This window comes from Pseudomonas sp. B21-053, assembly GCF_026016365.1.
GTDB classification, from domain to species: domain Bacteria; phylum Pseudomonadota; class Gammaproteobacteria; order Pseudomonadales; family Pseudomonadaceae; genus Aquipseudomonas; species Aquipseudomonas nunensis.
In genome coordinates this window covers 5,921,041-5,942,561 of sequence record NZ_CP087205.1, presented here as the reverse complement: position 1 = coordinate 5,942,561, position 21,521 = coordinate 5,921,041, and the positions used below count along the sequence as shown (strand labels likewise).

Annotated in this window: 20 protein-coding genes and 1 other RNA gene; 17 read left to right on the top strand and 4 right to left on the bottom strand. The window is 60.9% G+C overall.

Annotation, left to right across the window (positions count from 1 at the left end; all coding sequences use genetic code 11):
* Window positions 1–5: 5 nt before the first annotated feature.
* Window positions 6–416: a ClpXP protease specificity-enhancing factor gene (locus LOY68_RS26545; protein WP_265040858.1), complete on the top strand. Its 411-nt coding sequence runs from the start codon at window positions 6–8 to the stop codon at window positions 414–416.
* 170 nt (window positions 417–586) lie between these two features.
* Here LOY68_RS26545 and LOY68_RS26540 read toward each other — a convergent pair whose 3' ends face one another.
* The 4 genes from LOY68_RS26540 to LOY68_RS26525 all read right to left on the bottom strand — a co-directional run bounded on the left by LOY68_RS26540 (window position 587) and on the right by LOY68_RS26525 (window position 4,033).
* Entirely contained in the window at window positions 587–1,165 is a 579-nt protein-coding gene (locus LOY68_RS26540; RefSeq protein WP_054045576.1) for a BON domain-containing protein, read from the bottom strand.
* The gene (locus tag LOY68_RS26535) at window positions 1,162–1,755 is read right to left on the bottom strand and encodes a phosphoheptose isomerase (RefSeq protein WP_007904374.1); all 594 of its coding nucleotides are present in this window, start codon (window positions 1,753–1,755) and stop codon (window positions 1,162–1,164) included. The genes LOY68_RS26540 and LOY68_RS26535 overlap by 4 nt, the downstream gene beginning before the upstream one ends.
* A gap of 104 nt (window positions 1,756–1,859) precedes the next feature.
* Window positions 1,860–2,222 (bottom strand): YraN family protein, encoded by a 363-nt coding sequence (locus LOY68_RS26530; RefSeq protein WP_083471265.1) that lies wholly within the window; start codon window positions 2,220–2,222, stop codon window positions 1,860–1,862.
* Window positions 2,222–4,033, bottom strand: a complete 1,812-nt coding sequence (locus LOY68_RS26525) for a penicillin-binding protein activator (RefSeq protein WP_054045573.1) — start codon at window positions 4,031–4,033, stop codon at window positions 2,222–2,224. Before LOY68_RS26525 ends, LOY68_RS26530 begins: the two co-directional genes overlap by 1 nt.
* 176 nt (window positions 4,034–4,209) lie before the next feature.
* Between LOY68_RS26525 and rsmI the strand changes: the two genes are divergently transcribed.
* The 16 genes from rsmI to ftsA all read left to right on the top strand — a co-directional run bounded on the left by rsmI (window position 4,210) and on the right by ftsA (window position 21,518).
* Window positions 4,210–5,115, top strand: a complete 906-nt coding sequence (gene rsmI / locus LOY68_RS26520) for a 16S rRNA (cytidine(1402)-2'-O)-methyltransferase (RefSeq protein ID WP_163912037.1) — start codon at window positions 4,210–4,212, stop codon at window positions 5,113–5,115.
* 76 nt (window positions 5,116–5,191) lie between these two features.
* Window positions 5,192–5,544: RNase P RNA component class A (gene rnpB / locus LOY68_RS26515), an RNA gene on the top strand.
* A 447-nt stretch (window positions 5,545–5,991) separates the two neighbouring features.
* Complete coding sequence (gene mraZ, locus LOY68_RS26510) at window positions 5,992–6,447, top strand: division/cell wall cluster transcriptional repressor MraZ (protein ID WP_008147486.1); 456 nt, start codon at window positions 5,992–5,994, stop codon at window positions 6,445–6,447.
* The gene (gene rsmH / locus LOY68_RS26505; protein WP_054045569.1) at window positions 6,444–7,391 is read left to right on the top strand and encodes a 16S rRNA (cytosine(1402)-N(4))-methyltransferase RsmH; all 948 of its coding nucleotides are present in this window, start codon (window positions 6,444–6,446) and stop codon (window positions 7,389–7,391) included. The genes mraZ and rsmH overlap by 4 nt, the downstream gene beginning before the upstream one ends.
* The gene (gene ftsL, locus LOY68_RS26500) at window positions 7,388–7,681 is read left to right on the top strand and encodes a cell division protein FtsL (RefSeq protein WP_123410156.1); all 294 of its coding nucleotides are present in this window, start codon (window positions 7,388–7,390) and stop codon (window positions 7,679–7,681) included. Before rsmH ends, ftsL begins: the two co-directional genes overlap by 4 nt.
* Window positions 7,681–9,420 (top strand): peptidoglycan D,D-transpeptidase FtsI family protein, encoded by a 1,740-nt coding sequence (locus LOY68_RS26495; RefSeq protein WP_177331412.1) that lies wholly within the window; start codon window positions 7,681–7,683, stop codon window positions 9,418–9,420. Before ftsL ends, LOY68_RS26495 begins: the two co-directional genes overlap by 1 nt.
* Window positions 9,420–10,883 (top strand): UDP-N-acetylmuramoyl-L-alanyl-D-glutamate--2,6-diaminopimelate ligase, encoded by a 1,464-nt coding sequence (locus LOY68_RS26490; protein ID WP_265040849.1) that lies wholly within the window; start codon window positions 9,420–9,422, stop codon window positions 10,881–10,883. Before LOY68_RS26495 ends, LOY68_RS26490 begins: the two co-directional genes overlap by 1 nt.
* On the top strand, window positions 10,876–12,243 hold the full coding sequence (locus LOY68_RS26485) for a UDP-N-acetylmuramoyl-tripeptide--D-alanyl-D-alanine ligase (RefSeq protein ID WP_265040847.1): 1,368 nt from the start codon (window positions 10,876–10,878) through the stop codon (window positions 12,241–12,243). The genes LOY68_RS26490 and LOY68_RS26485 overlap by 8 nt, the downstream gene beginning before the upstream one ends.
* Window positions 12,243–13,325: a phospho-N-acetylmuramoyl-pentapeptide-transferase gene (gene mraY, locus LOY68_RS26480; RefSeq protein WP_054045558.1), complete on the top strand. Its 1,083-nt coding sequence runs from the start codon at window positions 12,243–12,245 to the stop codon at window positions 13,323–13,325. Before LOY68_RS26485 ends, mraY begins: the two co-directional genes overlap by 1 nt.
* Before the next feature lie 5 nt (window positions 13,326–13,330).
* On the top strand, window positions 13,331–14,677 hold the full coding sequence (gene murD / locus LOY68_RS26475; RefSeq protein WP_265040845.1) for a UDP-N-acetylmuramoyl-L-alanine--D-glutamate ligase: 1,347 nt from the start codon (window positions 13,331–13,333) through the stop codon (window positions 14,675–14,677).
* Window positions 14,674–15,891: a putative lipid II flippase FtsW gene (gene ftsW / locus LOY68_RS26470; protein WP_054045554.1), complete on the top strand. Its 1,218-nt coding sequence runs from the start codon at window positions 14,674–14,676 to the stop codon at window positions 15,889–15,891. Before murD ends, ftsW begins: the two co-directional genes overlap by 4 nt.
* The gene (murG, locus tag LOY68_RS26465; RefSeq protein WP_054045552.1) at window positions 15,881–16,951 is read left to right on the top strand and encodes an undecaprenyldiphospho-muramoylpentapeptide beta-N-acetylglucosaminyltransferase; all 1,071 of its coding nucleotides are present in this window, start codon (window positions 15,881–15,883) and stop codon (window positions 16,949–16,951) included. Before ftsW ends, murG begins: the two co-directional genes overlap by 11 nt.
* Window positions 16,944–18,404: a UDP-N-acetylmuramate--L-alanine ligase gene (gene murC, locus LOY68_RS26460; RefSeq protein ID WP_054045551.1), complete on the top strand. Its 1,461-nt coding sequence runs from the start codon at window positions 16,944–16,946 to the stop codon at window positions 18,402–18,404. The genes murG and murC overlap by 8 nt, the downstream gene beginning before the upstream one ends.
* Window positions 18,401–19,369, top strand: coding sequence for a D-alanine--D-alanine ligase (locus LOY68_RS26455; protein ID WP_265040842.1), 969 nt, complete (start codon window positions 18,401–18,403; stop codon window positions 19,367–19,369). Before murC ends, LOY68_RS26455 begins: the two co-directional genes overlap by 4 nt.
* Window positions 19,370–19,373: 4 nt before the next feature.
* The gene (locus LOY68_RS26450) at window positions 19,374–20,243 is read left to right on the top strand and encodes a cell division protein FtsQ/DivIB (RefSeq protein WP_054045546.1); all 870 of its coding nucleotides are present in this window, start codon (window positions 19,374–19,376) and stop codon (window positions 20,241–20,243) included.
* Window positions 20,244–20,258: 15 nt separating this feature from the next.
* Window positions 20,259–21,518 (top strand): cell division protein FtsA, encoded by a 1,260-nt coding sequence (gene ftsA, locus LOY68_RS26445; protein WP_054045544.1) that lies wholly within the window; start codon window positions 20,259–20,261, stop codon window positions 21,516–21,518.
* Window positions 21,519–21,521: the final 3 nt, after the last annotated feature.

The window sequence follows — 21,521 nt, the reverse complement described above, 5'->3', positions numbered from 1 at the left end:
CCGCTATGAACTCCAGTCGACCTTATCTGGTCCGCGCGCTCTACGAGTGGATTGTTGATAACGATTGCACCCCGCACATGCTGGTCAATTCCGAATATCCGTCGGTGCAGGTACCGCAAGGTTTCGCCAGTGATGGACAGATTGTCCTGAACGTATCACCGGCTGCCGTGCGTCATTTGCACATGGACAACGAAGCGGTCAGCTTCGAGGGGCGCTTCGGTGGCGTGCCGCACACCCTGTTCGTGCCTATCGCGTCGATCCTGGGCATTTACGCCCGGGAGAACGGCCAGGGCATGGTGTTTGATCTGGAGTCGCCTATGGAAGACGACGAAGAGATCGAGCCGGATGATGTCCCGCCACCCGACAACGAACCGCCGCGTCCCAGCGGTCGACCCAGTTTGAAAGTGGTGAAGTAATAAAAAAGGCGATCCGAAAGGATCGCCTTTTTTATTACTTCACCACTTTCAAACGTGTAGGAGCTGCCGAAGGCTGCGATCTTTTGATTTTGCTTTTACAAGATCAAAAGATCGCAGCCTCGTTTCTCTCGACAGCTCCTACGGGTTCTGCGAGTTCTGCAGATCAAATATCAGTCGATGTACTCAAACAACTTCACAATCTTTTGCACACCGGAAACGCTCTGCACCAGGCTGGTGGCTTGATCGGCTTCCTGCTTGGTCAGCAGGCCCAGCAAGTAGACGATGCCGTTCTCGGTCACGACCTTGATGCGCGAGCCCGGGATGTTCGGATCGGTGAGCATCTGGGTCTTGATCTTGGAGGTCAGCCAGGTGTCGTTCTGGCGCGCAAGGAAGCCGGATGGCGGCAGGACTTGCAGTTCGTTATGGACCTTCTTCACGCGCTGCACGGCGGAGGCAGCCTGTTCGGCCTTGGCCTTGAGGTCTGCGGTCGGCGTTTGCCCGGCCAGCAGTACGATGCCGTTGAAGCTGGTAACGACGATGTGCGAGTCGTTGTCCAGCGCCGGATCGGCCTTGGCGACGTTCACGCCGACCTTGGTGTCGATCAGGGAGTCGTCGATTTTGCTGCCGAAGGTGCGCGTGCCGCGGTCATCTTCAATCGGCGCTTCACGGCTGGCTTTAACCACCGAGGTGCAGCCGCTGATGCCGAGGCACAGGGTCAAGGCCAGAAGGCCTAGGCGATTAGGGGTCATTCTTCACTCCCGAACAGTTGGCTGTCGATCAAGTCGCAAAGGCAATGGATCGCCAGCAGGTGGACTTCCTGAATACGTGCGGTGACATTGGCCGGTACGCGAATCTCGACGTCTTCAGGCAAAAGCAGCGACGCCATGCCGCCGCCATCGCGACCGGTCAATGCTACGACAATCATTTCGCGATCATGTGCGGCCTGGATCGCTTGAATAATGTTCGCCGAGTTGCCGCTGGTGGAAATCGCCAGCAATACATCACCCGGCTGGCCAAGCGCGCGAATCTGTTTGGAGAAGATTTCGTTGTAGCTGTAGTCGTTGGCGATCGAGGTGATCGTCGAGCTGTCGGTGGTCAGCGCGATGGCTGGCAGGCTCGGGCGCTCGCGTTCAAAGCGGTTGAGCAATTCCGACGAAAAGTGCTGGGCATCACCGGCGGAGCCGCCGTTGCCGCAGGAAAGCATTTTGCCCTCATTGAGCAGGGCGTTGACCATCACCTGGCTGGCTTGCTCGATGTGCGGTGCAAGTACGTCCATCGCCTGTTGCTTGGTGTCGATACTGGCCTGAAAAAGCTGGCGAATTCGGGATTGCATGTCCATCTGTGTGACCTTAATTAGCGCGGCTACTTGGCACATGAATGTGCAGCCCGCAAAGCAAAGAGCAAAAGTGTTGGGTGAAGGTGTCCGGTTCGGGGTGCAAGCGATCAGCTGTCGAAGGCATTCTGCAACCAGTTCAACTGATCAAGGCTGCTGTCGATGGCAACCACGTCGAAACGGCAAGGGGAATTGGCCCAACGCGACTCGCGCTGAAGAAAATACTGCGCGGCGAAAATCAGTTTCTGCCGTTTGCGCCCATCGATGCTATCGAGCGCGCCACCCCATTGAGTGTTTTTTCTGTAGCGGACTTCAACGAATACTACTGTATCGCCATCAAGCATGACCAGATCAAGCTCGCCGCGTTTGCACAACCAGTTCTGCGCCAGCAGGCGCAGACCTTGTTGTTGAAGATGCTCGAGCGCATGGCGCTCGGCATCCTGACCGCTTTGTTGGCGTGACCTGTCAGGCATCAGCGCGGGGTGTCCGGCAGGCGTTGAACCTGGCCGTTGACGAACTGTGCCCACGGCAACTGGCGTACCACACGTTGGTTCTGGGTCATGCCGAGGCTGCCCGATTGACCTTCGATGCGGCTGTCCGGCAAGGCCTTGAGTTGCCCCAGGCGCGGTGCCAGGCGGTAGGCGTCAACACCCATCGCGTACAGGCGGCCAAGGCTGCCACCGGCCTGTGGCCATTGTGCAGTCACCTGTTTGCGCAGCGGATCATTGGCATCCAGCAACCATGGGGTTTCGCAGAAGCGAACGCCGTTCATATCGTTGTACTGGTTTACGTCACCGCTGGCGCTGAACACGTGGGACGTCGCGTAGACCGGCACATCACCGGCGTATTGGAAGTTCAGTGTCGGTTTGATCTGTTGCGCCTGTTGCGGAGTGGCGGCAAGGAAGATGAACTCGATGTCCTGACGACGTGAAGGTTGCGCTGCGACTTGCGAGCCAACGGTGCTCTGCAGGGTTTTGGCGCGACCTTCGCTCTGGCGCAGCTGGAACATGTCGGCGATTTGCTGGGCCAGTTGCACCGGCTGATCGACGCGTTCGGTTGCGACGATGCTGCCACCGTTTGCTTGCCAGTCCTGGCTGAAGGCTCTCAGGACGCGGTCGCCCCATTCGCCTTTCGGCACCATGATGGCGGCGCGATGCAGGCCATCGGCGCGAGCGCGACGGGACACTTCGCGAGCTTCGTCTTCAGCCGCAAGACCGAACTGGAACAGCTGGGCCGGACCTTGTTCGCCTTCGCTGTAGTTCAGCGCCAGGGTGGTGATCGGCAATTGCGGGCGAGCGCTGAGCTGTTTGACCAGCGGCTTCTCCAGCGGGCCGACGACCAGTTGCACGCCATCGGCCTGGGCCTTGCGATAAAACTCGTCCATCGACGTCAGCTTCGAGGTGTCATAGAACACAATGGCTGGCGGTTTCTGCCCGGCTTGTTGCGCCTGGTAGTGAGCGGCCATGAAGCCGTCACGAAGCGCCTTGCCAACCGACGCCAACGGGCCGTCCTGTGGCAGCAGCAGAGCGATCTTGCCCAGAGGCTGGCTAGCCAGTTCTTTGAGTTTGGTCAGAGGCAGCGGCAATTGAAGCGCAGCCGGGTGCTTCGGATTCTGTGCTTTCCAGGCGTCGATCGCGGCTTGCTGCTGTTCCAGGGTGCCGGCGGTTTTCACCGCCAGGGCCAGGCTCATCCAGCCGCCGAGGTCGTCGGTGGTGGTCGGCTGCAATTGATCGGTAGGCAGCGAGGCGATCAGGGTCCAGATCGCTTCGTGGTTTTTTGCTGCGGCTTCGCCTTCGAGCATCGGCGCAATAAAGATGCGCTCCCGTGCGGCGGCCAGGGTCTGGCCATCGGCTTCAAGGGCGCGGGCGTGAACGGTGCCGGTGCGCACTTGTTGCTCGACTGGCAATTCACCCAGGCGTTGCAGGCTTGGGTGGCTCAAGGCGGTCAGCGCCGCTTTGGGCTGGTTACGCACCATGGCCAGTTCCGCCGCCAGGGTACTGGCGAAGACCTGTTGGCCAGGCTTGAGTTGTTCCATCGGCACTTGTTGCAGGATTTGCGCGGACTGGCCGGCATTGCCTTGACGGTAAGCCAGGTCTGCCGCGCTCAGTCGAAACAGTGCAGCTTGTTCCGGCGTTTTGCTCTGGGCAGCCTTTTCGAGCAGTTGCTCGATACTGGCATCCGGGGTCCGTGGAAGTTCGCCAAGGCTGGAGGAGGGCGAGCTGGCGCAAGCCGCCAACAAGGCAGCGAGGCAGAGGGCAGTGAACAGCCGCAGGCAAGCGATCATGTAGTGTTCCTGATACTCGATCAAATTAGCGTGGAATTGTACCCAAGCACTGGCCGGGGCGCGATGTTACTGGCGTGAATCGATCAATTTAGCTCGTGCAAATGTTGCAGCACTGCACAAAAGGCCCCGAAACCAAGGGTGGCTTGCGCGCGTCGCAAGTGTCACTACGCGCTACAATGGCGACTTTTACCGATCATGAGGTGTGCGCTTTGACTGCTCCAGGTGCTTTGAATTCCGCTGCTGGCTCGCTTTATGTGGTGGCGACGCCCATCGGCAACCTGGACGACATCAGTGCCCGTGCGCTGAAAATCCTGCGTGAGGTGGCATTGATTGCCGCCGAAGACACGCGTCATTCCCAGCGTTTGATGCAGCACTTCGGCATTGCGACACCATTGGCCGCTTGCCATGAACACAACGAACGGGATGAAGGTAGTCGTTTTATCCAGCGCCTGCTGGCCGGTGACGATGTGGCGTTGATCTCCGATGCCGGGACGCCGCTGATTTCCGATCCGGGTTATCACCTGGTGCGCCAGGCACGCGCGGCGGGGATCAATGTGGTGCCGGTGCCGGGTGCCTGTGCCTTGATTGCGGCATTGTCGGCGGCGGGTTTGCCCTCGGATCGTTTCATCTTTGAAGGCTTCCTGCCGGCCAAGGCTGTAGGGCGTCGGGCTCGGCTGGAGCTGGTCAAGGAAGAACCGCGCACGCTGATTTTCTATGAGGCCCCGCACCGGATTCTCGAGTGTCTGCAAGACATGGAGCTGGTATTCGGCGGCGAGCGCCCGGCGTTGCTGGCACGGGAAATCACCAAGACCTTCGAAACCCTCAAGGGACTGCCGCTCGCCGAGCTGCGTGAATTCGTCGAGTCCGACAGCAATCAGCAGCGCGGCGAATGCGTGGTGCTGGTGGCGGGTTGGTCGGCACCGGAGACGGAAGACGCGGTCAGCAGCGAAGCGATGCGTATCCTCAATCTGTTGCTCGAAGAAATGCCGCTCAAGCGTGCGGCAGCCCTGGCGGCGCAAATTACCGGCGAGCGCAAGAATGTTCTCTATCAAGTCGCGCTGGATAAACAGAAGGGCGAGTAAAAACCCGACGCGCAGGAGTGGCCAAAGGCGTTTAGCGCTTGTTCTTCGGCCGCTCTGCCGTTAACCTTCGCGGCGGAGAGTCGATTGGACAGTCGCTGCCCTCTATGAAAATTAGGGGGGGAGGAAAGTCCGGGCTCCATAGGGCGAAGTGCCAGGTAATGCCTGGGAGGCGTGAGCCTACGGAAAGTGCCACAGAAAATAACCGCCTAAGCGCTTCGGCGCCGGTAAGGGTGAAAAGGTGCGGTAAGAGCGCACCGCACGTCTGGCAACAGTTCGTGGCTAGGTAAACCCCACTTGGAGCAAGACCAAATAGGGTCCCAAGGCGTGGCCCGCGCTGGGACCGGGTAGGTTGCTAAAGATGTCCAGTGATGGCCATCGTAGACGAATGACTGTTCAAGACAGAACCCGGCTTACAGATCGACTCTCCACCTTATTTTCTTTCCCTGCTTTAATCATTGAGCAGGGCATCGGTGCCCACAATTTCCCTTTGTCAGTAATGACTGGCGAAGGGTTTTTGTGATATCGATGAGCCAGTGATTCCGGCTATGCGCAAAACACCCCGCAACACCGATTTCCCTCCGTACATAAACACCAGCAGACCCTCCGTCGTAATACCGAAAAAATCTTACTCTTAACAAATTACATTAACTTTCGAGCGCAGCCATCAGTGCTGAATCAAGTTATTGAGCAAAAACATACGCCATATTCCCGTTACCCCTCCTTTTACGCTCCTAAATCTCCGTTCTGTAAGGCTTTTCCTTTAATCCGCGCCTTGACGGTGTGGTGGGCGCATTCCTATAGTGTGCGCAAGTGGCGGAAAGTGGCATGAAGTGGGTTTTTTGAGCTCAAAACGCTAAAAATTGGAGAAACGCTGACGTGTTTCGCGGAGCTAATGCAATCAGTCTCGATGCAAAGGGCCGTCTCGCTATGCCGAGCCGGTACCGTGACGAGTTGGTTTCGCGTAGTTCCGGTCAACTGATCGTCACCATCGATGCCGTTGATCCGTGTTTGTGTGTTTATCCCCTCGATGAGTGGGAAATTATTGAAACCAAACTGCGCGCACTGCCTTCGCTTCGCGAAGAGAACCGCCGCCTGCAACGTTTGCTGATTGGTAATGCCGTCGACCTCGAGCTCGATGGCAGTGGTCGTTTTCTGGTTCCGCCGCGTCTGCGCGAATATGCCAAGTTGGATAAGCGCGCAATGCTGGTAGGCCAACTGAACAAGTTCCAATTATGGGACGAGGATGCCTGGGATGCGGTTTCTGCCGCTGACCTGGCTGCTATTCAACAACCGGGCGCGATGCCTGATGAACTGCGTGATTTGATCCTGTGACTATTGATAGCGGCTTTAACCACATCACCGTACTGCTCGACGAAGCCGTGGAGGCTCTCGCCGTACGTCCTGATGGCTGCTATCTGGACGGCACGTTCGGACGCGGCGGACACAGTCGTTTGATCCTCAGCCAGCTCGGCCCAGACGGTCGGTTGCTCGGATTCGACAAAGATCCTCAAGCGATTGCCACAGGGCAAACGCTAGCGGCCGAAGACGGCCGCTTTGTCGTTGTGCAGCGTAGCTTTGCCGAGCTGGGTTCGGAAGTCGTCGAACGCGGTCTGGCCGGCAAGGTCAGCGGCGTTTTGCTCGATCTCGGCGTCTCGTCGCCACAGCTCGACGACCCTGAACGCGGCTTCAGTTTCCTCAACGATGGCCCGCTGGACATGCGCATGGACCCGTCACGCGGGATCAGCGCTGCCGAATTCGTCAACACCGCGCCGGTGGAAGAAATCGCCCGGGTGTTCAAGGAATACGGCGAAGAACGTTTCTCCGGCCGCATGGCCCGTGCCGTGGCCGAGCGCCGCGACATCAAGCCGTTCGAGCGTACCGCTGACCTGGCTGAAGTCCTGAAAGTTGCCAACCCTGCATGGGAAAAGGGCAAGAACCCGGCAACTCGTGCGTTCCAGGGCCTGCGTATTCACGTCAACAACGAACTGGGCGATCTGGAAGCCGGCCTCGAAGCCGCTCTGGAATGCCTGGAAGTCGGCGGTCGCCTGGTGGTCATCAGCTTCCATTCGCTGGAAGACCGCATCGTCAAACTGTTCATGCGCAAACTGGTGAAAGGCGAAGCCGACAACCTGCCGCGCAACCTGCCGGTTCGTCACGTTGCTTTCGAACCCAAAATCAAAGTCCATGGCAAAGCGCAGTCCGCCTCCGAGGCCGAACTCAAAGCCAACCCACGTTCCCGTAGCGCCATCATGCGCGTCGCGGAGAAGCTGCGGTGAGCAAGCTTTTCGCCAAGCCACTTCCCGGCGGAAGCTTTTTCATGCTGCTGCTGTTTGTTGGCGTGCTCGTGTCGGCCATCGGCGTGTCCTATAGCGCCCACTGGAACCGTCAGCTGTTGAACTCGCTGTACAACGAGTTGAGCGTGCGCGACAAGGCGCAGGCCGAGTGGGGTCGGTTGATTCTCGAGCAGAGCACCTGGACCGCCCACAGCCGTATCGAAGTGCTGGCCACCGAACAACTGAAGATGCGCATTCCCGGCGCCGCTGAAGTACGGATGGTGGCGCCATGATGAAACTCGAAGGCGCACTCTTCCCGTGGCGGTTCCGCGTGGTCCTGGGTTTGCTCGGCATCATGGTGGCTGCAATCTGCTGGCGCATCATCGACCTGCAAGTGGTCGACCGTGACTTCCTTAAAGGTCAGGGCGATGCGCGCAGCGTTCGTCACATTCCTATTCCGGCTCACCGTGGTCTGATCACCGACCGTAACGGCGAGCCTTTGGCCGTGAGTACCCCGGTCACCACCCTGTGGGCCAACGCCAAGGAAATGCAACTGGCCAAAGAGAAGTGGCCAGCACTGGCCGCCGCGCTGGGTCAGGATCCGAAAGCCCTGACCGAACGCCTTGAAGCCCAGGCCAATAAAGAATTCATCTACCTGGTGCGCGGGTTGACCCCCGAGCAGGGCCAGTCGGTGCTCGACCTGAAAGTGCCCGGCGTCTACGGCATCGAAGAGTTCCGCCGTTTCTACCCGGCCGGTGAAGTCACCGCGCACATGGTCGGCTTTACCGACATTGACGATCACGGGCGCGAAGGCGTCGAGCTGGCTTACGACGAATGGCTGGCTGGAGTCGCCGGCAAGCGACAGGTCATCAAGGATCGGCGCGGCAGGCTGATCAAGGATGTTCAGGTCACCAAAAACGCCAAGGCCGGCAAGCCCTTGGCGTTGTCCATTGACCTGCGTCTGCAATACCTGGCCAACCGCGAACTGCGTAACGCGATCATCGAGAACGGCGCCAAGGCCGGCAGCCTGGTGATCATGGACGTGAAGAGCGGCGAGATCCTCGCCATGGTCAACCAGCCGACCTACAACCCGAACAACCGTCGCAACCTGCAACCGGCGATGATGCGTAACCGCGCGATGATCGACGTGTTCGAACCCGGTTCGACCATGAAGGCGATCTCCATGAGTGCCGCCCTGGAAACCGGGCGCTGGAAGCCGAGCGACACCGTCGAGGTGTACCCGGGCAGCCTGCAGATCGGCAAGTACACCATCAAGGACGTGTCGAAGACCGAAGGCCCGGTGCTCGACCTGACCGGCATCCTGATCAACTCCAGTAACGTCGGCATGAGTAAGGTCGCGTTCGATATCGGCGGCGAAACCATTTTCCGTCTGGCGCAGAAAGTCGGCCTCGGCCAAGACACTGGCCTGGGCTTCCCGGGCGAGCGCGTCGGCAACCTGCCGAACTACCGCGAATGGCGCAAGGCTGAAACCGCCACGCTGTCCTACGGCTACGGTATTTCGGTGACGGCGATCCAGCTGGTCCACGCTTTCTCGGCGCTGGCCAACAACGGTCGCATCGCGCCGCTGACCCTGATCAAGACCGACAAGCCACCGCAGACCACCCAGGTGATCCCGGAAAAAGTCGCGAAGACCATGCAAGGCATGCTGACCCAGGTGATCGAGGCCCCACGCGGTGTATTCCGTGCGCAGGTGCCGGCGTATCACGTGGCCGGCAAGTCGGGTACCGCGCGTAAAACGTCGGTGGGCACCAAAGGCTACGCCGAGAATTCCTATCGATCGCTGTTCGCCGGTTTCGGCCCGATGAGCGATCCGCGTTTCGCCATTGTTGTGGTGATCGATGAACCGTCCAAGGCCGGCTACTTCGGTGGCCTGGTATCGGCGCCGGTGTTCAGCAAAGTGATGTCCGGGACCTTGCGCCTGATGAACATCACCCCGGACAACCTGCCACCGACCCAACAGGCCAACGCCACACCGGTCGTTCCGCTGAAAGCCAATGGAGGGCGCGGCTGATGTCTCTGAGTCTGAACAAGATTTTCGCCCACGCCGGTCGTGATCTGTTGATCCGCGAACTGACCCTCGATAGCCGCAATGTGCGGGCAGGCGATTTGTTCCTCGCCGTGCCTGGCGGCAAATTCGACGGGCGTGCGCACATTGCCGACGCATTGCAGCGCGGCGCCGCTGCCGTGGCTTATGAAGTCGACGGCGCCACCGTGCTGCCGATCACCGACGTGCCGCTGGTTCCGGTCAAAGGCCTGGCGGCGCAGCTGTCGGACATTGCCGGGCGCTTTTATGGCGACCCGAGCCGCCACCTGAACCTGGTCGGCGTCACCGGCACCAACGGCAAAACCAGCGTGACGCAATTGGTTGCCCAGGCGCTTGACCTGCTCGGTCAGCACTGCGGCATCGTCGGCACCCTGGGCACCGGTTTCTACGGTTCGCTGGAAAGCGGCCTGCACACCACGCCGAATCCGATTGCCGTGCAAGCGACTCTCGCCGACCTGAAAAAGGCCGGGGCCAAAGCCGTGGCCATGGAAGTCTCTTCCCACGGTCTGGATCAGGGCCGCGTGACTGCGTTGGCGTTCGATGTGGCGGTGATGACCAACCTGTCCCGCGATCATCTGGACTACCACGGCACCATGCAGGCCTACGGTGAAGCCAAGGCCAAGCTGTTTGCCTGGAACGATTTGAAATGCCGGGTGATCAACCTCGACGACGAATTCGGCCGCGAACTCGCAGCGGACAAGCGTGAGTCGCGCCTGATCACCTACAGCCTGGAAAACTCCAGCGCCTACCTGTATTGCCGCGAAGCGCAGTTCGACGACGAAGGCGTGCGCGCCACGTTGGTCACGCCGCAAGGCGAGCACCATTTGCGCAGCACCTTGCTCGGTCGTTTCAATCTGAGCAACGTCCTGGCTGCGGTCGGTGCCTTGCTCGGCCTGGACTACGCGCTGGACGAGATCCTCAAGGTCCTGCCGAAACTCGAAGGCCCCGCCGGTCGCATGCAGCGCCTGGGCGGCGGTACTCAGCCGCTGGTGGTGGTTGATTACGCCCACACCCCCGACGCGCTGGAAAAAGTCTTGCTGGCCCTGCGCCCGCACGCCAAAGGCCGGCTGCTGTGCCTGTTCGGTTGCGGCGGTGATCGCGATCGCGGCAAACGCCCGCTGATGGCTGAAGTGGTCGAGCGTCTGGCCGATGGCGTGCTGGTCACTGACGATAATCCGCGCACCGAAGATCCATCGGTGATTTTCGATGACATCCGCGCCGGTTTCACCGCTGTGGATAAAGTCACCTTCGTCGCGGGCCGTGGCCAGGCGATTGCGCAATTGATCGCCAGCGCTTCGGCGGATGACGTGATTGTCCTGGCCGGTAAAGGTCACGAGGACTATCAGGAAATCAACGGCGAACGCCACGCGTTCTCCGATCTGGTCGAGGCCGATCACGCCCTGACCGCGTGGGAGGTGGCCCATGCTTAAAGCCTTGAAGCTGAGCGAACTGACCGGCGTGCTGAATGCTCGTCTGGTCGCTGCCGACGCGAGTTTCGACGGTGTCAGCATCGACAGTCGCGCGATCAAGCCAGGCCAGTTGTTTGTTGCCCTGACCGGTCCGCGCTTCGATGGTCATGACTATCTGAATGACGTTGCCGGTAAAGGCGCCGTCGCGGCACTGGTCGAGCGCGAAGTCGCCGACAGCACCTTGCCGCAACTCGTCGTGAAAGACACGCGCCAGGCCCTCGGCCAACTCGGCTCGCTGAACCGTGCTGCTTATAGCAACCCGGTCGCAGCAGTGACCGGTTCCAGCGGCAAGACCACGGTCAAGGAAATGCTCGCGAGCATCCTGCGCACCCGCGGTCCGGTGCATGCGACCCGTGGCAACCTGAACAACGACCTCGGCGTGCCGTTGACCCTGCTCGAACTGGCGCCGGAACACACCGCCGCCGTGATCGAACTCGGTGCTTCGCGCCTGGGTGAAATTGCCTACACCGTGGGCATGACCAAACCCCACGTGGCCATCCTCAATAACGCCGGGACCGCCCACGTCGGTGAGTTCGGCGGGCCGGACAAAATCGTTGAAGCCAAGGGCGAGATTATCGAAGGGCTGGATGCCGATGGCGTCGCCGTTCTGAATCTCGACGACAAGGCATTCGGCATCTGGAAGGCCCGCGCTGGCAGCCGCAAAGTGCTGACCTTCGCCCTGAACAACCCAAGCGCCGATTTCTACGCCAGCGACCTCGATCGCGATGCTCGCGGTTGCCCGGCCTTCAACCTGCACAGCCCTGAAGGTGTGGAACGGGTTCAACTGAACCTGCTCGGCACCCATAACGTCGCCAATGCCATGGCCGCCGCAGCCGCTGCGCATGCCTTGGGCGTGTCGCTGTTCGGCATCGCCACTGGCCTGGGCGCGGTTCAGCCGGTCAAGGGCCGCACCGTTGCGCAACTGGCGACCAACGGCATGCGCGTGATTGATGACACTTACAACGCGAACCCCACCTCGATGTGCGCCGCCGTTGATATACTCGCCGGCTTTTCCGGACGCACCGTTCTGGTGCTCGGGGATATCGGCGAGTTGGGCGACTGGGCAGAGCAGGGGCACCGCGACGTGGGCGAGTACGCCCGTGGCAAGGTTTCCGCGCTTTACGCGGTCGGGCCAATGATGGCTCACGCCGTGAACGCATTTGGCCCGCAGGCCTTTCACTTCAGCACCCAGGCTGAACTGATCGAAGCCCTGGGCGCCGAGCAAGATACAAACACCACTATTTTGATCAAGGGCTCGCGTAGCGCTGCGATGGAAAACATCGTCGCCGCTTTGTGCGGGTCCAGTCTGGAGAAACATTAATGCTGCTGCTGTTAGCGGAGTACTTGCAACAGTTCTACAAAGGCTTCGCGGTCTTTCAGTACCTGACCCTGCGCGGGATTCTCGGTGTGCTGACCGCGCTGGTTTTGTCGCTGTGCTATGGCCCGTGGATGATCCGCACGTTGCAGAACCGTCAGATCGGCCAGTCCGTTCGTAATGACGGTCCGCAATCGCACCTGTCCAAATCCGGCACCCCGACCATGGGCGGCGCGTTGATTCTGTCGTCCATCGGCGTCAGCACGTTGCTGTGGGCTGACCTGAGCAACCGTTATGTCTGGACCGTGTTGCTGGTGACCTTGCTGTTCGGCGCCATCGGCTGGGTCGACGATTACCGCAAGGTGATCGAGAAGAACTCCAAAGGTCTTCCGAGCCGCTGGAAGTATTTCTGGCAATCGGTGTTCGGCCTCGGCGCGGCGATCTTCCTTTATATGACCGCAGCGACTCCGGTGGAAACCACCCTGATCCTGCCGATGCTCAAGGACTACAGCATTCCGCTGGGCATTGGTTTTGTGGTCCTGACCTATTTCGTGATTGTCGGTTCGAGCAACGCGGTCAACCTGACTGACGGCCTCGACGGCCTGGCGATCATGCCGACCGTGATGGTGGGCGGTGGTCTGGGGATCTTCTGCTACCTGTCGGGTAACGTGAAGTTCGCTGAATACCTGTTGATCCCTTACGTACCCGGCGCCGGTGAACTGATCGTGTTCTGTGGCGCGTTGATCGGTGCGGGCCTGGGCTTCCTCTGGTTCAACACCTATCCGGCACAAGTCTTCATGGGCGACGTCGGCGCGCTGGCGCTGGGCGCAGCCCTGGGCACTATCGCGGTGATTGTCCGTCAGGAAATCGTCCTGTTCATCATGGGCGGCGTGTTCGTGATGGAAACCCTGTCGGTGGTCATCCAGGTGGCCTCCTTCAAGATGACCGGGCGCCGCGTGTTCCGCATGGCGCCGATACACCACCACTTTGAACTCAAGGGCTGGCCTGAGCCGCGCGTGATCGTCCGTTTCTGGATCATCACCGTGATTCTCGTACTGGTCGGCCTTGCCACCCTGAAGCTGAGGTAGAACGAGTGTCTCTGATCGCTTCTGACCACTTCCGCATCGTTGTCGGCCTCGGCAAGAGCGGCATGTCCCTGGTTCGCTTCCTGGCGAACCGGGGCACGTCGTTTGCCGTGGCCGATACGCGGGAAAATCCACCGGAACTGGCCACGCTCAAGCGTGACTATCCGCACGTGGAAGTGCGTTGTGGCGAGCTGGACGTCGAATTCCTGTGCCGTGCCGACGAGCTCTACGTGAGCCCCGGCCTGGCGCTGGCGACCCCGGCCCTGCAGGCTGCCGCCACCCGTGGCGTGAAATTGTCCGGCGACATCGAGCTGTTCGCGCGTAACGCGAAGGCGCCGATTGTCGCCATCAGCGGTTCCAACGCGAAAAGCACCGTCACCACCCTGGTTGGTGAGATGGCCGCTGCGGCGGGCAAGCGTGTGGCGGTCGGCGGCAACCTCGGCACGCCGGCGCTGGACTTGCTCAGCGACGACGTCGAGTTGTACGTGATGGAACTGTCGAGCTTCCAGCTCGAAACCACCGATCAACTCAACGCCGAAGTGGCGACCGTGCTCAACATCAGCGAAGACCACATGGACCGCTACAGCGGCCTGCCGGCTTATCACCTGGCCAAGCACCGGATCTTCCGCGGGGCCAAGCAGTTCGTGGTCAACCGTCAGGACGCCTTGAGCCGTCCGTTGATGGGCGAGGGTCAGCCATGCTGGACCTTCGGTTTGAGCAAGCCTGATTTCAAGGCATTTGGTATCCGCGAAGAAGACGGCGAGAAGTACCTGGCCTTCGAATTCCAGAACCTGATGCCGGTACGCGAATTGAAGATTCGTGGCGCGCATAACCAGTCCAATGCCCTCGCGGCGCTGGCGCTGGGGCATGCCGTTGGCTTGCCGTTCGATGCCATGTTGTCGAGCCTGCGCACCTTCGCTGGCCTCGAACATCGCTGCCAATGGGTCCGTGACCTGGACGGCGTGGGCTACTACAACGATTCCAAAGCCACCAACGTCGGCGCCGCACTGGCCGCCATCGAAGGCCTGGGTTCGGACATCGACGGCAAGGTCGTGCTGATCGCCGGTGGCGACGGCAAAGGTGCCGAGTTCAAGGATTTGCGCGATCCGGTGGCGGCCAACTGCCGCGCCGTGATTTTGATGGGCCGCGACTCCGACAAGATCGGCGAAGCCATTGGCGATGCCGTGCCGCTGATCCGTGTCGGCTCGCTGGTCGAAGCCGTGGAGCAATGCCGCGCCGCTGCGCACCCCGGTGACGTGGTGCTGTTGTCGCCAGCCTGCGCCAGTTTCGACATGTTCAAGAATTATGAAGACCGTGGTCACCAGTTCGTCCGCGCTGTGGAGGATCTGGCATGAGCCTGCGAAATATCATCAAGCCGTATCCATCGCCGATCATCACCGGGCGCGGCATCGACCTCGACTTCCCGATGCTCGCCGGTTGCCTGGCCTTGATCGGCCTCGGGCTGGTGATGATCGCCTCGGCATCGACCGAAGTCGCCGCCGCGCAGTCGGGCAGCGCGCTGTATTACATGATTCGCCACTTGATCTATATCGTGCTGGGCCTGGGCGCCTGCGTCATCACCCTGATGATCCCGATCGCCACCTGGCAGCGCCTGGGCTGGCTGATGCTGTTGGGCGCCTTCGGTTTGCTGGTGATGGTGATCGTTCCGGGGATCGGCCGTGAAGTGAACGGCTCGATGCGCTGGATCGGTTTCAGCTTCTTCAACGTTCAGCCGTCCGAGATCGCCAAGGTGTTCGTGGTGATCTACCTCGCCGGTTACCTGGTGCGTCGCCAGAAAGAAGTGCGCGAAAGCTGGATGGGCTTCTTCAAGCCATTCATCGTTCTGCTGCCAATGGCCGGCCTGTTGCTGATGGAGCCGGACTTCGGTGCCACCGTCGTAATGATGGGCGCGGCGGCGGCGATGCTGTTCCTCGGCGGGGTCGGGCTGTTCCGGTTCTCCTTGATGGTGGTGCTCGCGGTCGCGGCGGTAGTGCTGTTGATTCAAGTGCAGCCGTATCGAATGGCGCGTCTGACCAACTTCGCCGACCCATGGGCCGACCAGTTCGGCGCCGGCTATCAGTTGTCCCAAGCCTTGATCGCGTTTGGTCGCGGCGAATGGCTGGGTGTTGGCCTGGGTAACAGCGTGCAGAAACAGTTCTACCTGCCGGAAGCGCACACTGACTTCGTGTTCTCGGTGTTGGCCGAAGAGCTGGGTGCCGTGGGTTCGCTGTGCACGGTCGCGCTGTTCGTCTTTGTGTGTATTCGCGGCATGTACATCGGCTATTGGGCCGAGAAGGCCAAGCAATTCTTTGCTGCCTACATTGCCTATGGTTTGTCGTTCCTGTGGATCGGTCAGTTCCTGATCAATATCGGCGTGAACGTCGGCCTGCTGCCGACCAAAGGTTTGACCCTGCCGTTCCTCAGTTACGGCGGCAGTTCGTTGGTGATCTGTGGTGCCTGTCTGGGCTTGTTGCTGCGCATCGAGTGGGAGAGTCGAACCCACCTGGGCAGCGAAGAGACCGAGTTCCAGGAAAGCGACTTCGCCGAGGAGTCGACCCATGGGCGCTAACGTATTGATCATGGCGGGCGGCACCGGCGGGCACGTGTTCCCGGCACTGGCCTGCGCACGCGAATTCCAGGCCCGCGGCTACACCGTGCATTGGCTCGGTACGCCACGTGGCATCGAAAACGATCTGGTCCCGGCGGCCGGTCTTGAACTGCATCGCATCAACGCCAGCGGATTGCGCGGCAAGGGCAAGCTGTCGCTGCTCAAGGCGCCGTTCATGTTGCTGAAGTCGGTCTGGCAGGCGCGGGCGATCATTCGCCGGTTGCGGCCGGTGTGCGTGGTCGGCTTCGGTGGTTATGTGACCGGCCCTGGCGGCGTCGCAGCCAAACTGTCCGGTGTGCCGGTGATCGTTCACGAGCAGAACGCCGTGGCCGGTACCGCCAATCGGTTGCTTATGCCGTTGGCCGCCCGAGTCTGTGAAGCGTTCCCCGACACCTTTACCCTGTCGGACAGCCGTCGGACCACCGGTAATCCGGTGCGCACCGAGCTGTTCCTCGAAACACCGCGACCAGCCCTGGCCGGTCGCAAGGCGCGTTTGCTGATCCTGGGCGGAAGCCTGGGCGCAGAACCGTTGAACAAGTTGCTGCCTGAAGCCCTGTCGCAAGTCGCCGTCGACCTGCGCCCGGAAGTGTTCCATCAGGCCGGCAAAAATCACGATGAAGTGACTGCGCAGCGCTATCGCGAGGCTGGCGTCGAGGCGCAAGTGCAGCCTTTCATCAAAGACATGGCTCAAGCCTATGGCTGGGCCGACCTGGTGGTGTGCCGTGCAGGCGCATTGACCATCAGTGAACTGGCCGCCGCCGGTCTGCCCTCGATGCTGGTGCCTTTGCCCCACGCCATCGACGATCACCAGACCCGCAACGCCGAATATTTGGCCCGTGAAGGCGCTGCCTTCCTGATGCCGCAAAGAACGACTGGCGCCGCAGATCTTGCCGCGCGCCTGACAGAGGTCCTGATGCAACCGCAACGACTCAATGACATGGCCAACGCGGCCCGCCGCCTGGCGAAACCCGATGCAACCCGTAACGTCGTCGACACCTGCCTGGAGGTGGCCCATGGTTGAGAATCAGAAAGCCATGCCGCACCCGGAAATGCGCCGCATCCGTCGCATCCACTTCGTCGGTATCGGCGGCGTGGGCATGTGCGGTATCGCCGAAGTGTTGTTGAACCTGGGCTATGAAGTGTCCGGTTCCGACCTCAAAGCTTCGCCGGTGACCGAGCGCCTGGAATCTTTCGGTGCGCACATCTATATCGGCCACCGTGCCGAGAACGCCGCGAACGCCGATGTGCTGGTCACGTCCAGTGCCGTGAACACGTCCAACCCGGAAGTCGCCACCGCCCTGGAACGCCGGATCCCGGTGGTGCCGCGTGCCGAAATGCTTGCCGAGCTGATGCGCTATCGCCACGGCATCGCCGTCGCCGGTACCCATGGCAAAACCACCACCACCAGCCTGATCGCTTCGGTGTTCGCGGCCGGTGGCCTGGACCCGACGTTCGTGATCGGTGGTCGTCTGAATGCCGCGGGCACCAATGCCCAGCTCGGCACCAGCCGCTACCTGATTGCCGAAGCCGACGAAAGCGATGCGAGTTTCCTGCACTTGCAGCCGTTGGTAGCCGTGGTTACCAATATCGACGCCGACCACATGGCGACCTACGACGGTGACTTCAACAAACTGAAGAAAACCTTCGTCGAATTCCTGCACAACCTGCCGTTCTACGGTTTGGCCGTGGTGTGCCTGGACGATCCGGTGGTGCGTGAAATCCTGCCGCTGGTCAAACGCCCGACGGTCACCTATGGCTTCGGCGACGACTGCGATGTGCGCGCTATCAATGTGCGCCAGCAAGGCATGCAGACCTTCTTCACGGTCCTGCGTCCTGAGCGCGAGCCGCTGGATGTCTCGGTGAACATGCCGGGCAACCACAACGTATTGAACGCCTTGGCGACCATCTGCATCGCCTCTGACGAGGGCGTCAGCGATGAAGCCATCGTCCAGGGCCTGTCCGGGTTCCAGGGTGTCGGCCGACGCTTCCAGGTCTACGGTGAATTGCCGGTAGACGGCGGCAGCGTGATGCTGGTGGACGACTACGGTCACCACCCGACCGAAGTCGCGGCAGTCATCAAAGCCGTACGCGGTGGCTGGCCGGAGCGTCGCCTGGTGATGGTTTACCAGCCGCACCGCTACAGCCGCACACGCGACCTGTACGACGATTTCGTCAATGTCCTGGCCGATGCCAACGTCTTGCTGCTGATGGAAGTCTATCCGGCCGGCGAAGAACCGATCCCGGGTGCCGACAGCCGCAAGCTGTGCAACAGCATCCGCCAGCGCGGTCAGTTGGACCCGATCTACATCGAGCGCGGTGTCGACCTCGCTCCAATCGTCAAGCCGCTGCTGCGTGCCGGCGACATCCTGCTGTGCCAGGGCGCCGGTGATATCGGCGGTCTCGCACCGAAATTGTTGAACAGTCCGTTGTTCGTGGGCGCGGTTGCCGCGCCTGCCGTGGGGAAGTTGAAATGACTGCTGCTTACGCCAACCTCGTCTCCACCCTCGCGCCGAAAGACTTCGGCCGCGTCGCCGTGCTGTTCGGCGGCAAGAGTGCCGAGCGTGACGTGTCCCTGAAGTCGGGCAATGCGGTTCTCGAAGCGCTGCAAAGCGCCGGTGTGGACGCGTTCGGCCTCGACGTGGGCGATGACCTGCTGCAGCGTCTGCTCAACGAGAAAATCGATCGCGCCTTCATCATTCTCCACGGTCGTGGCGGTGAAGACGGCAGCATGCAAGGCCTGCTCGAATGCCTGGGCATTCCCTACACCGGTAGCGGCATCCTGGCCTCGGCACTGGCCATGGACAAACTGCGCACCAAACAGGTCTGGCACAGCCTCGGGATTCCGACGCCACGCCACGCGGTACTTAGCTCTGAAGCCGATTGTATTTCGGCGGCGACGGAACTGGGCTTCCCTTTGATCGTCAAACCGGCCCATGAAGGTTCAAGTATCGGGATGGCCAAAGTGACTTCCTCTCCTGCGTTGATCGACGCATGGAAAGCGGCCAGTACCTACGATTCGCAAGTGTTGGTCGAGCAATGGATTCAAGGTCCGGAGTTCACCATCGCCACCCTGCGTGACCAGGTGTTGCCACCGATTGCCCTGGGCACGACGCACAGTTTCTACGACTACGACGCCAAGTACGTGGCTTCCGATACCCAGTACCGGATCCCTTGTGGCCTGGACAGCACCAAAGAAAAAGAACTGATGGACCTGACGGCGAAAGCCTGTGAGGCGCTGGGTATCGCCGGTTGGGGCAGGGCAGACGTGATGCAGGACGCCGACGGGCAGTTCTGGTTTCTCGAAGTCAACACCGCACCGGGCATGACCGATCACAGTCTGGTGCCAATGGCGGCCCGTGCCGCCGGCCTGGATTTCCAGCAACTGGTTCTGGCGATTCTGGCCGCCAGCATTGCCGGCAACAACGAGCCGCGAGGTTAAGACCATGCAAGGCGCTCAGCTGAGACATCAGCCCCCCGCACCACCCGGCCGCAAGCCGGTGCCGCGGGGGGCCAGCCGAATGGTGGCCAAAGAGCCGATGTCTGCGCGCCTGCCGAAAGCCAATTTTGGTTTTCTCAAAGCCTTGTTCTGGCCAGTGCTGCTGGTAGCGCTGGGGTTCGGCACTTACGAAGGCGCGCAGCGTTTGCTGCCTTACGCCGACCGGCCGATCACCAAGATCAACGTGCAGGGCGATTTGAGTTACATCAGCCAGCAAGCAGTGCAGCAGCGGATCGCCCCGTACGTGGCGTCGAGCTTCTTCACCATCGACCTGGAGAGTATGCGTACCGAGCTTGAAACGATGCCATGGATTGCCCACGCCGAAGTGCGTCGGGTGTGGCCGGATCAAGTCGTGATTCGCCTGGAAGAACAACTGCCGGTGGCCCGTTGGGGCGATGAGTCGCTGTTGAACAACCAGGGCCAGGCGTTCACCCCGCGTGAGCTGGCGAACTACGAGCACTTGCCACAGCTGTTCGGTCCACAACGGGCCCAGCAGCAAGTGATGCAGCAATACCAGGTGCTGAGCCAGATGCTCAGGCCATTGGGCTTCTCGATTGCACGCCTGGAATTGCGTGAACGAGGCAGCTGGTTCCTGACCACCGGTGCCGGCAGTTCCGGCCCGGGAATCGAACTGCTGCTGGGACGCGGCAACCTGGTGGAAAAGATGCGCCGCTTCATTGCCATCTACGACAAAACGCTTAAAGAACAGATTACGAACATTGCGCGCATCGATCTGCGCTACGCCAACGGCCTCGCTGTTGGCTGGCGGGAACCTGTAGCGCCCACGACAGCCCAACCCGCTGTCGCGAAGAATTAAGAAGAGGCAGGACCCATGGCAAACGTGCAAAGCGGCAAAATGATCGTCGGTCTCGATATCGGCACCTCCAAGGTGGTGGCGCTGGTAGGCGAGGTCTCGGACGACGGCACGCTGGAAATCGTCGGGATCGGCACTCATCCGTCCCGCGGCCTGAAGAAAGGCGTGGTGGTGAACATCGAGTCCACCGTGCAATCGATCCAGCGCGCCATCGAAGAAGCGCAGCTGATGGCCGGTTGCCGGATCCACTCGGCGTTCGTCGGCGTGGCGGGCAATCACATCCGCAGCCTGAACTCCCACGGCATCGTGGCGATTCGTGATCGCGAAGTCAGCGCCGCCGACCTTGAGCGCGTCCTCGACGCTGCCCAGGCCGTGGCGATCCCGGCTGACCAGCGCGTGCTGCACACCCTGCCGCAGGATTACGTGATCGATAACCAGGAAGGCGTTCGTGAGCCGCTGGGCATGTCGGGCGTACGTCTGGAAGCCAAGGTCCACGTGGTGACCTGCGCCGTCAACGCCGCACAGAACATTGAAAAATGCGTGCGTCGCTGCGGTCTGGAAATCGACGACATCATTCTCGAGCAGCTTGCTTCCGCGTATTCGGTCCTGACCGACGACGAGAAAGAGCTGGGCGTGTGCCTGGTGGACATCGGCGGCGGCACCACCGACATCGCGATCTTCACCGAAGGCGCGATCCGTCACACCGCGGTGATCCCGATTGCGGGCGATCAGGTGACCAACGACATCGCCATGGCGTTGCGCACCCCGACCCAGTACGCCGAAGAAATCAAGATTCGCTACGCCTGCGCCCTGGCCAAACTGGCCGGTGCCGGTGAAACCATCAAGGTGCCAAGCGTTGGCGACCGTCCACCGCGCGAGCTGTCCCGCCAGGCCTTGGCCGAAGTGGTCGAGCCGCGCTACGACGAGCTGTTCACGCTGATCCAGGCCGAACTGCGTCGCAGCGGCTACGAAGACCTGATCCCGGCCGGCATCGTGCTGACCGGCGGTACGTCGAAGATGGAAGGCGCGGTCGAACTGGCCGAAGAGATTTTCCACATGCCGGTCCGCCTGGGCGTGCCCCATGGCGTCAAGGGCCTGGATGACGTGGTGCGCAACCCGATTTATTCCACTGGCGTTGGCTTGTTGATGTACGGCCTGCAAAAGCAGTCCGACGGGATTTCGTTCTCGGGCATCAGCAGCCGCGACAGCTACAGCAATGAAGAAGCCAAACCCGCCTTGCTCGATCGCATCAAGAGCTGGGTACAAGGCAACTTCTAAAGA

Bases quoted from the DNA above. Each gene is read 5' to 3' on its own strand.
- LOY68_RS26545 (WP_265040858.1), top strand. From the start codon at position 6: ATGAACTCCAGTCGACCTTATCTGGTCCGCGCGCTCTACGAGTGGATT.
- LOY68_RS26540 (WP_054045576.1), bottom strand. From the start codon at position 1,165: ATGACCCCTAATCGCCTAGGCCTTCTGGCCTTGACCCTGTGCCTCGGC.
- LOY68_RS26535 (WP_007904374.1), bottom strand. From the start codon at position 1,755: ATGGACATGCAATCCCGAATTCGCCAGCTTTTTCAGGCCAGTATCGAC.
- LOY68_RS26530 (WP_083471265.1), bottom strand. From the start codon at position 2,222: ATGCCTGACAGGTCACGCCAACAAAGCGGTCAGGATGCCGAGCGCCAT.
- LOY68_RS26525 (WP_054045573.1), bottom strand. From the start codon at position 4,033: ATGATCGCTTGCCTGCGGCTGTTCACTGCCCTCTGCCTCGCTGCCTTG.
- rsmI (WP_163912037.1), top strand. From the start codon at position 4,210: ATGGCGACTTTTACCGATCATGAGGTGTGCGCTTTGACTGCTCCAGGT.
- LOY68_RS26495 (WP_177331412.1), top strand. From the start codon at position 7,681: ATGAAACTCGAAGGCGCACTCTTCCCGTGGCGGTTCCGCGTGGTCCTG.
- LOY68_RS26490 (WP_265040849.1), top strand. From the start codon at position 9,420: ATGTCTCTGAGTCTGAACAAGATTTTCGCCCACGCCGGTCGTGATCTG.
- LOY68_RS26485 (WP_265040847.1), top strand. From the start codon at position 10,876: ATGCTTAAAGCCTTGAAGCTGAGCGAACTGACCGGCGTGCTGAATGCT.
- mraY (WP_054045558.1), top strand. From the start codon at position 12,243: ATGCTGCTGCTGTTAGCGGAGTACTTGCAACAGTTCTACAAAGGCTTC.
- ftsW (WP_054045554.1), top strand. From the start codon at position 14,674: ATGAGCCTGCGAAATATCATCAAGCCGTATCCATCGCCGATCATCACC.
- murG (WP_054045552.1), top strand. From the start codon at position 15,881: ATGGGCGCTAACGTATTGATCATGGCGGGCGGCACCGGCGGGCACGTG.
- murC (WP_054045551.1), top strand. From the start codon at position 16,944: ATGGTTGAGAATCAGAAAGCCATGCCGCACCCGGAAATGCGCCGCATC.
- LOY68_RS26455 (WP_265040842.1), top strand. From the start codon at position 18,401: ATGACTGCTGCTTACGCCAACCTCGTCTCCACCCTCGCGCCGAAAGAC.
- LOY68_RS26450 (WP_054045546.1), top strand. From the start codon at position 19,374: ATGCAAGGCGCTCAGCTGAGACATCAGCCCCCCGCACCACCCGGCCGC.
- ftsA (WP_054045544.1), top strand. From the start codon at position 20,259: ATGGCAAACGTGCAAAGCGGCAAAATGATCGTCGGTCTCGATATCGGC.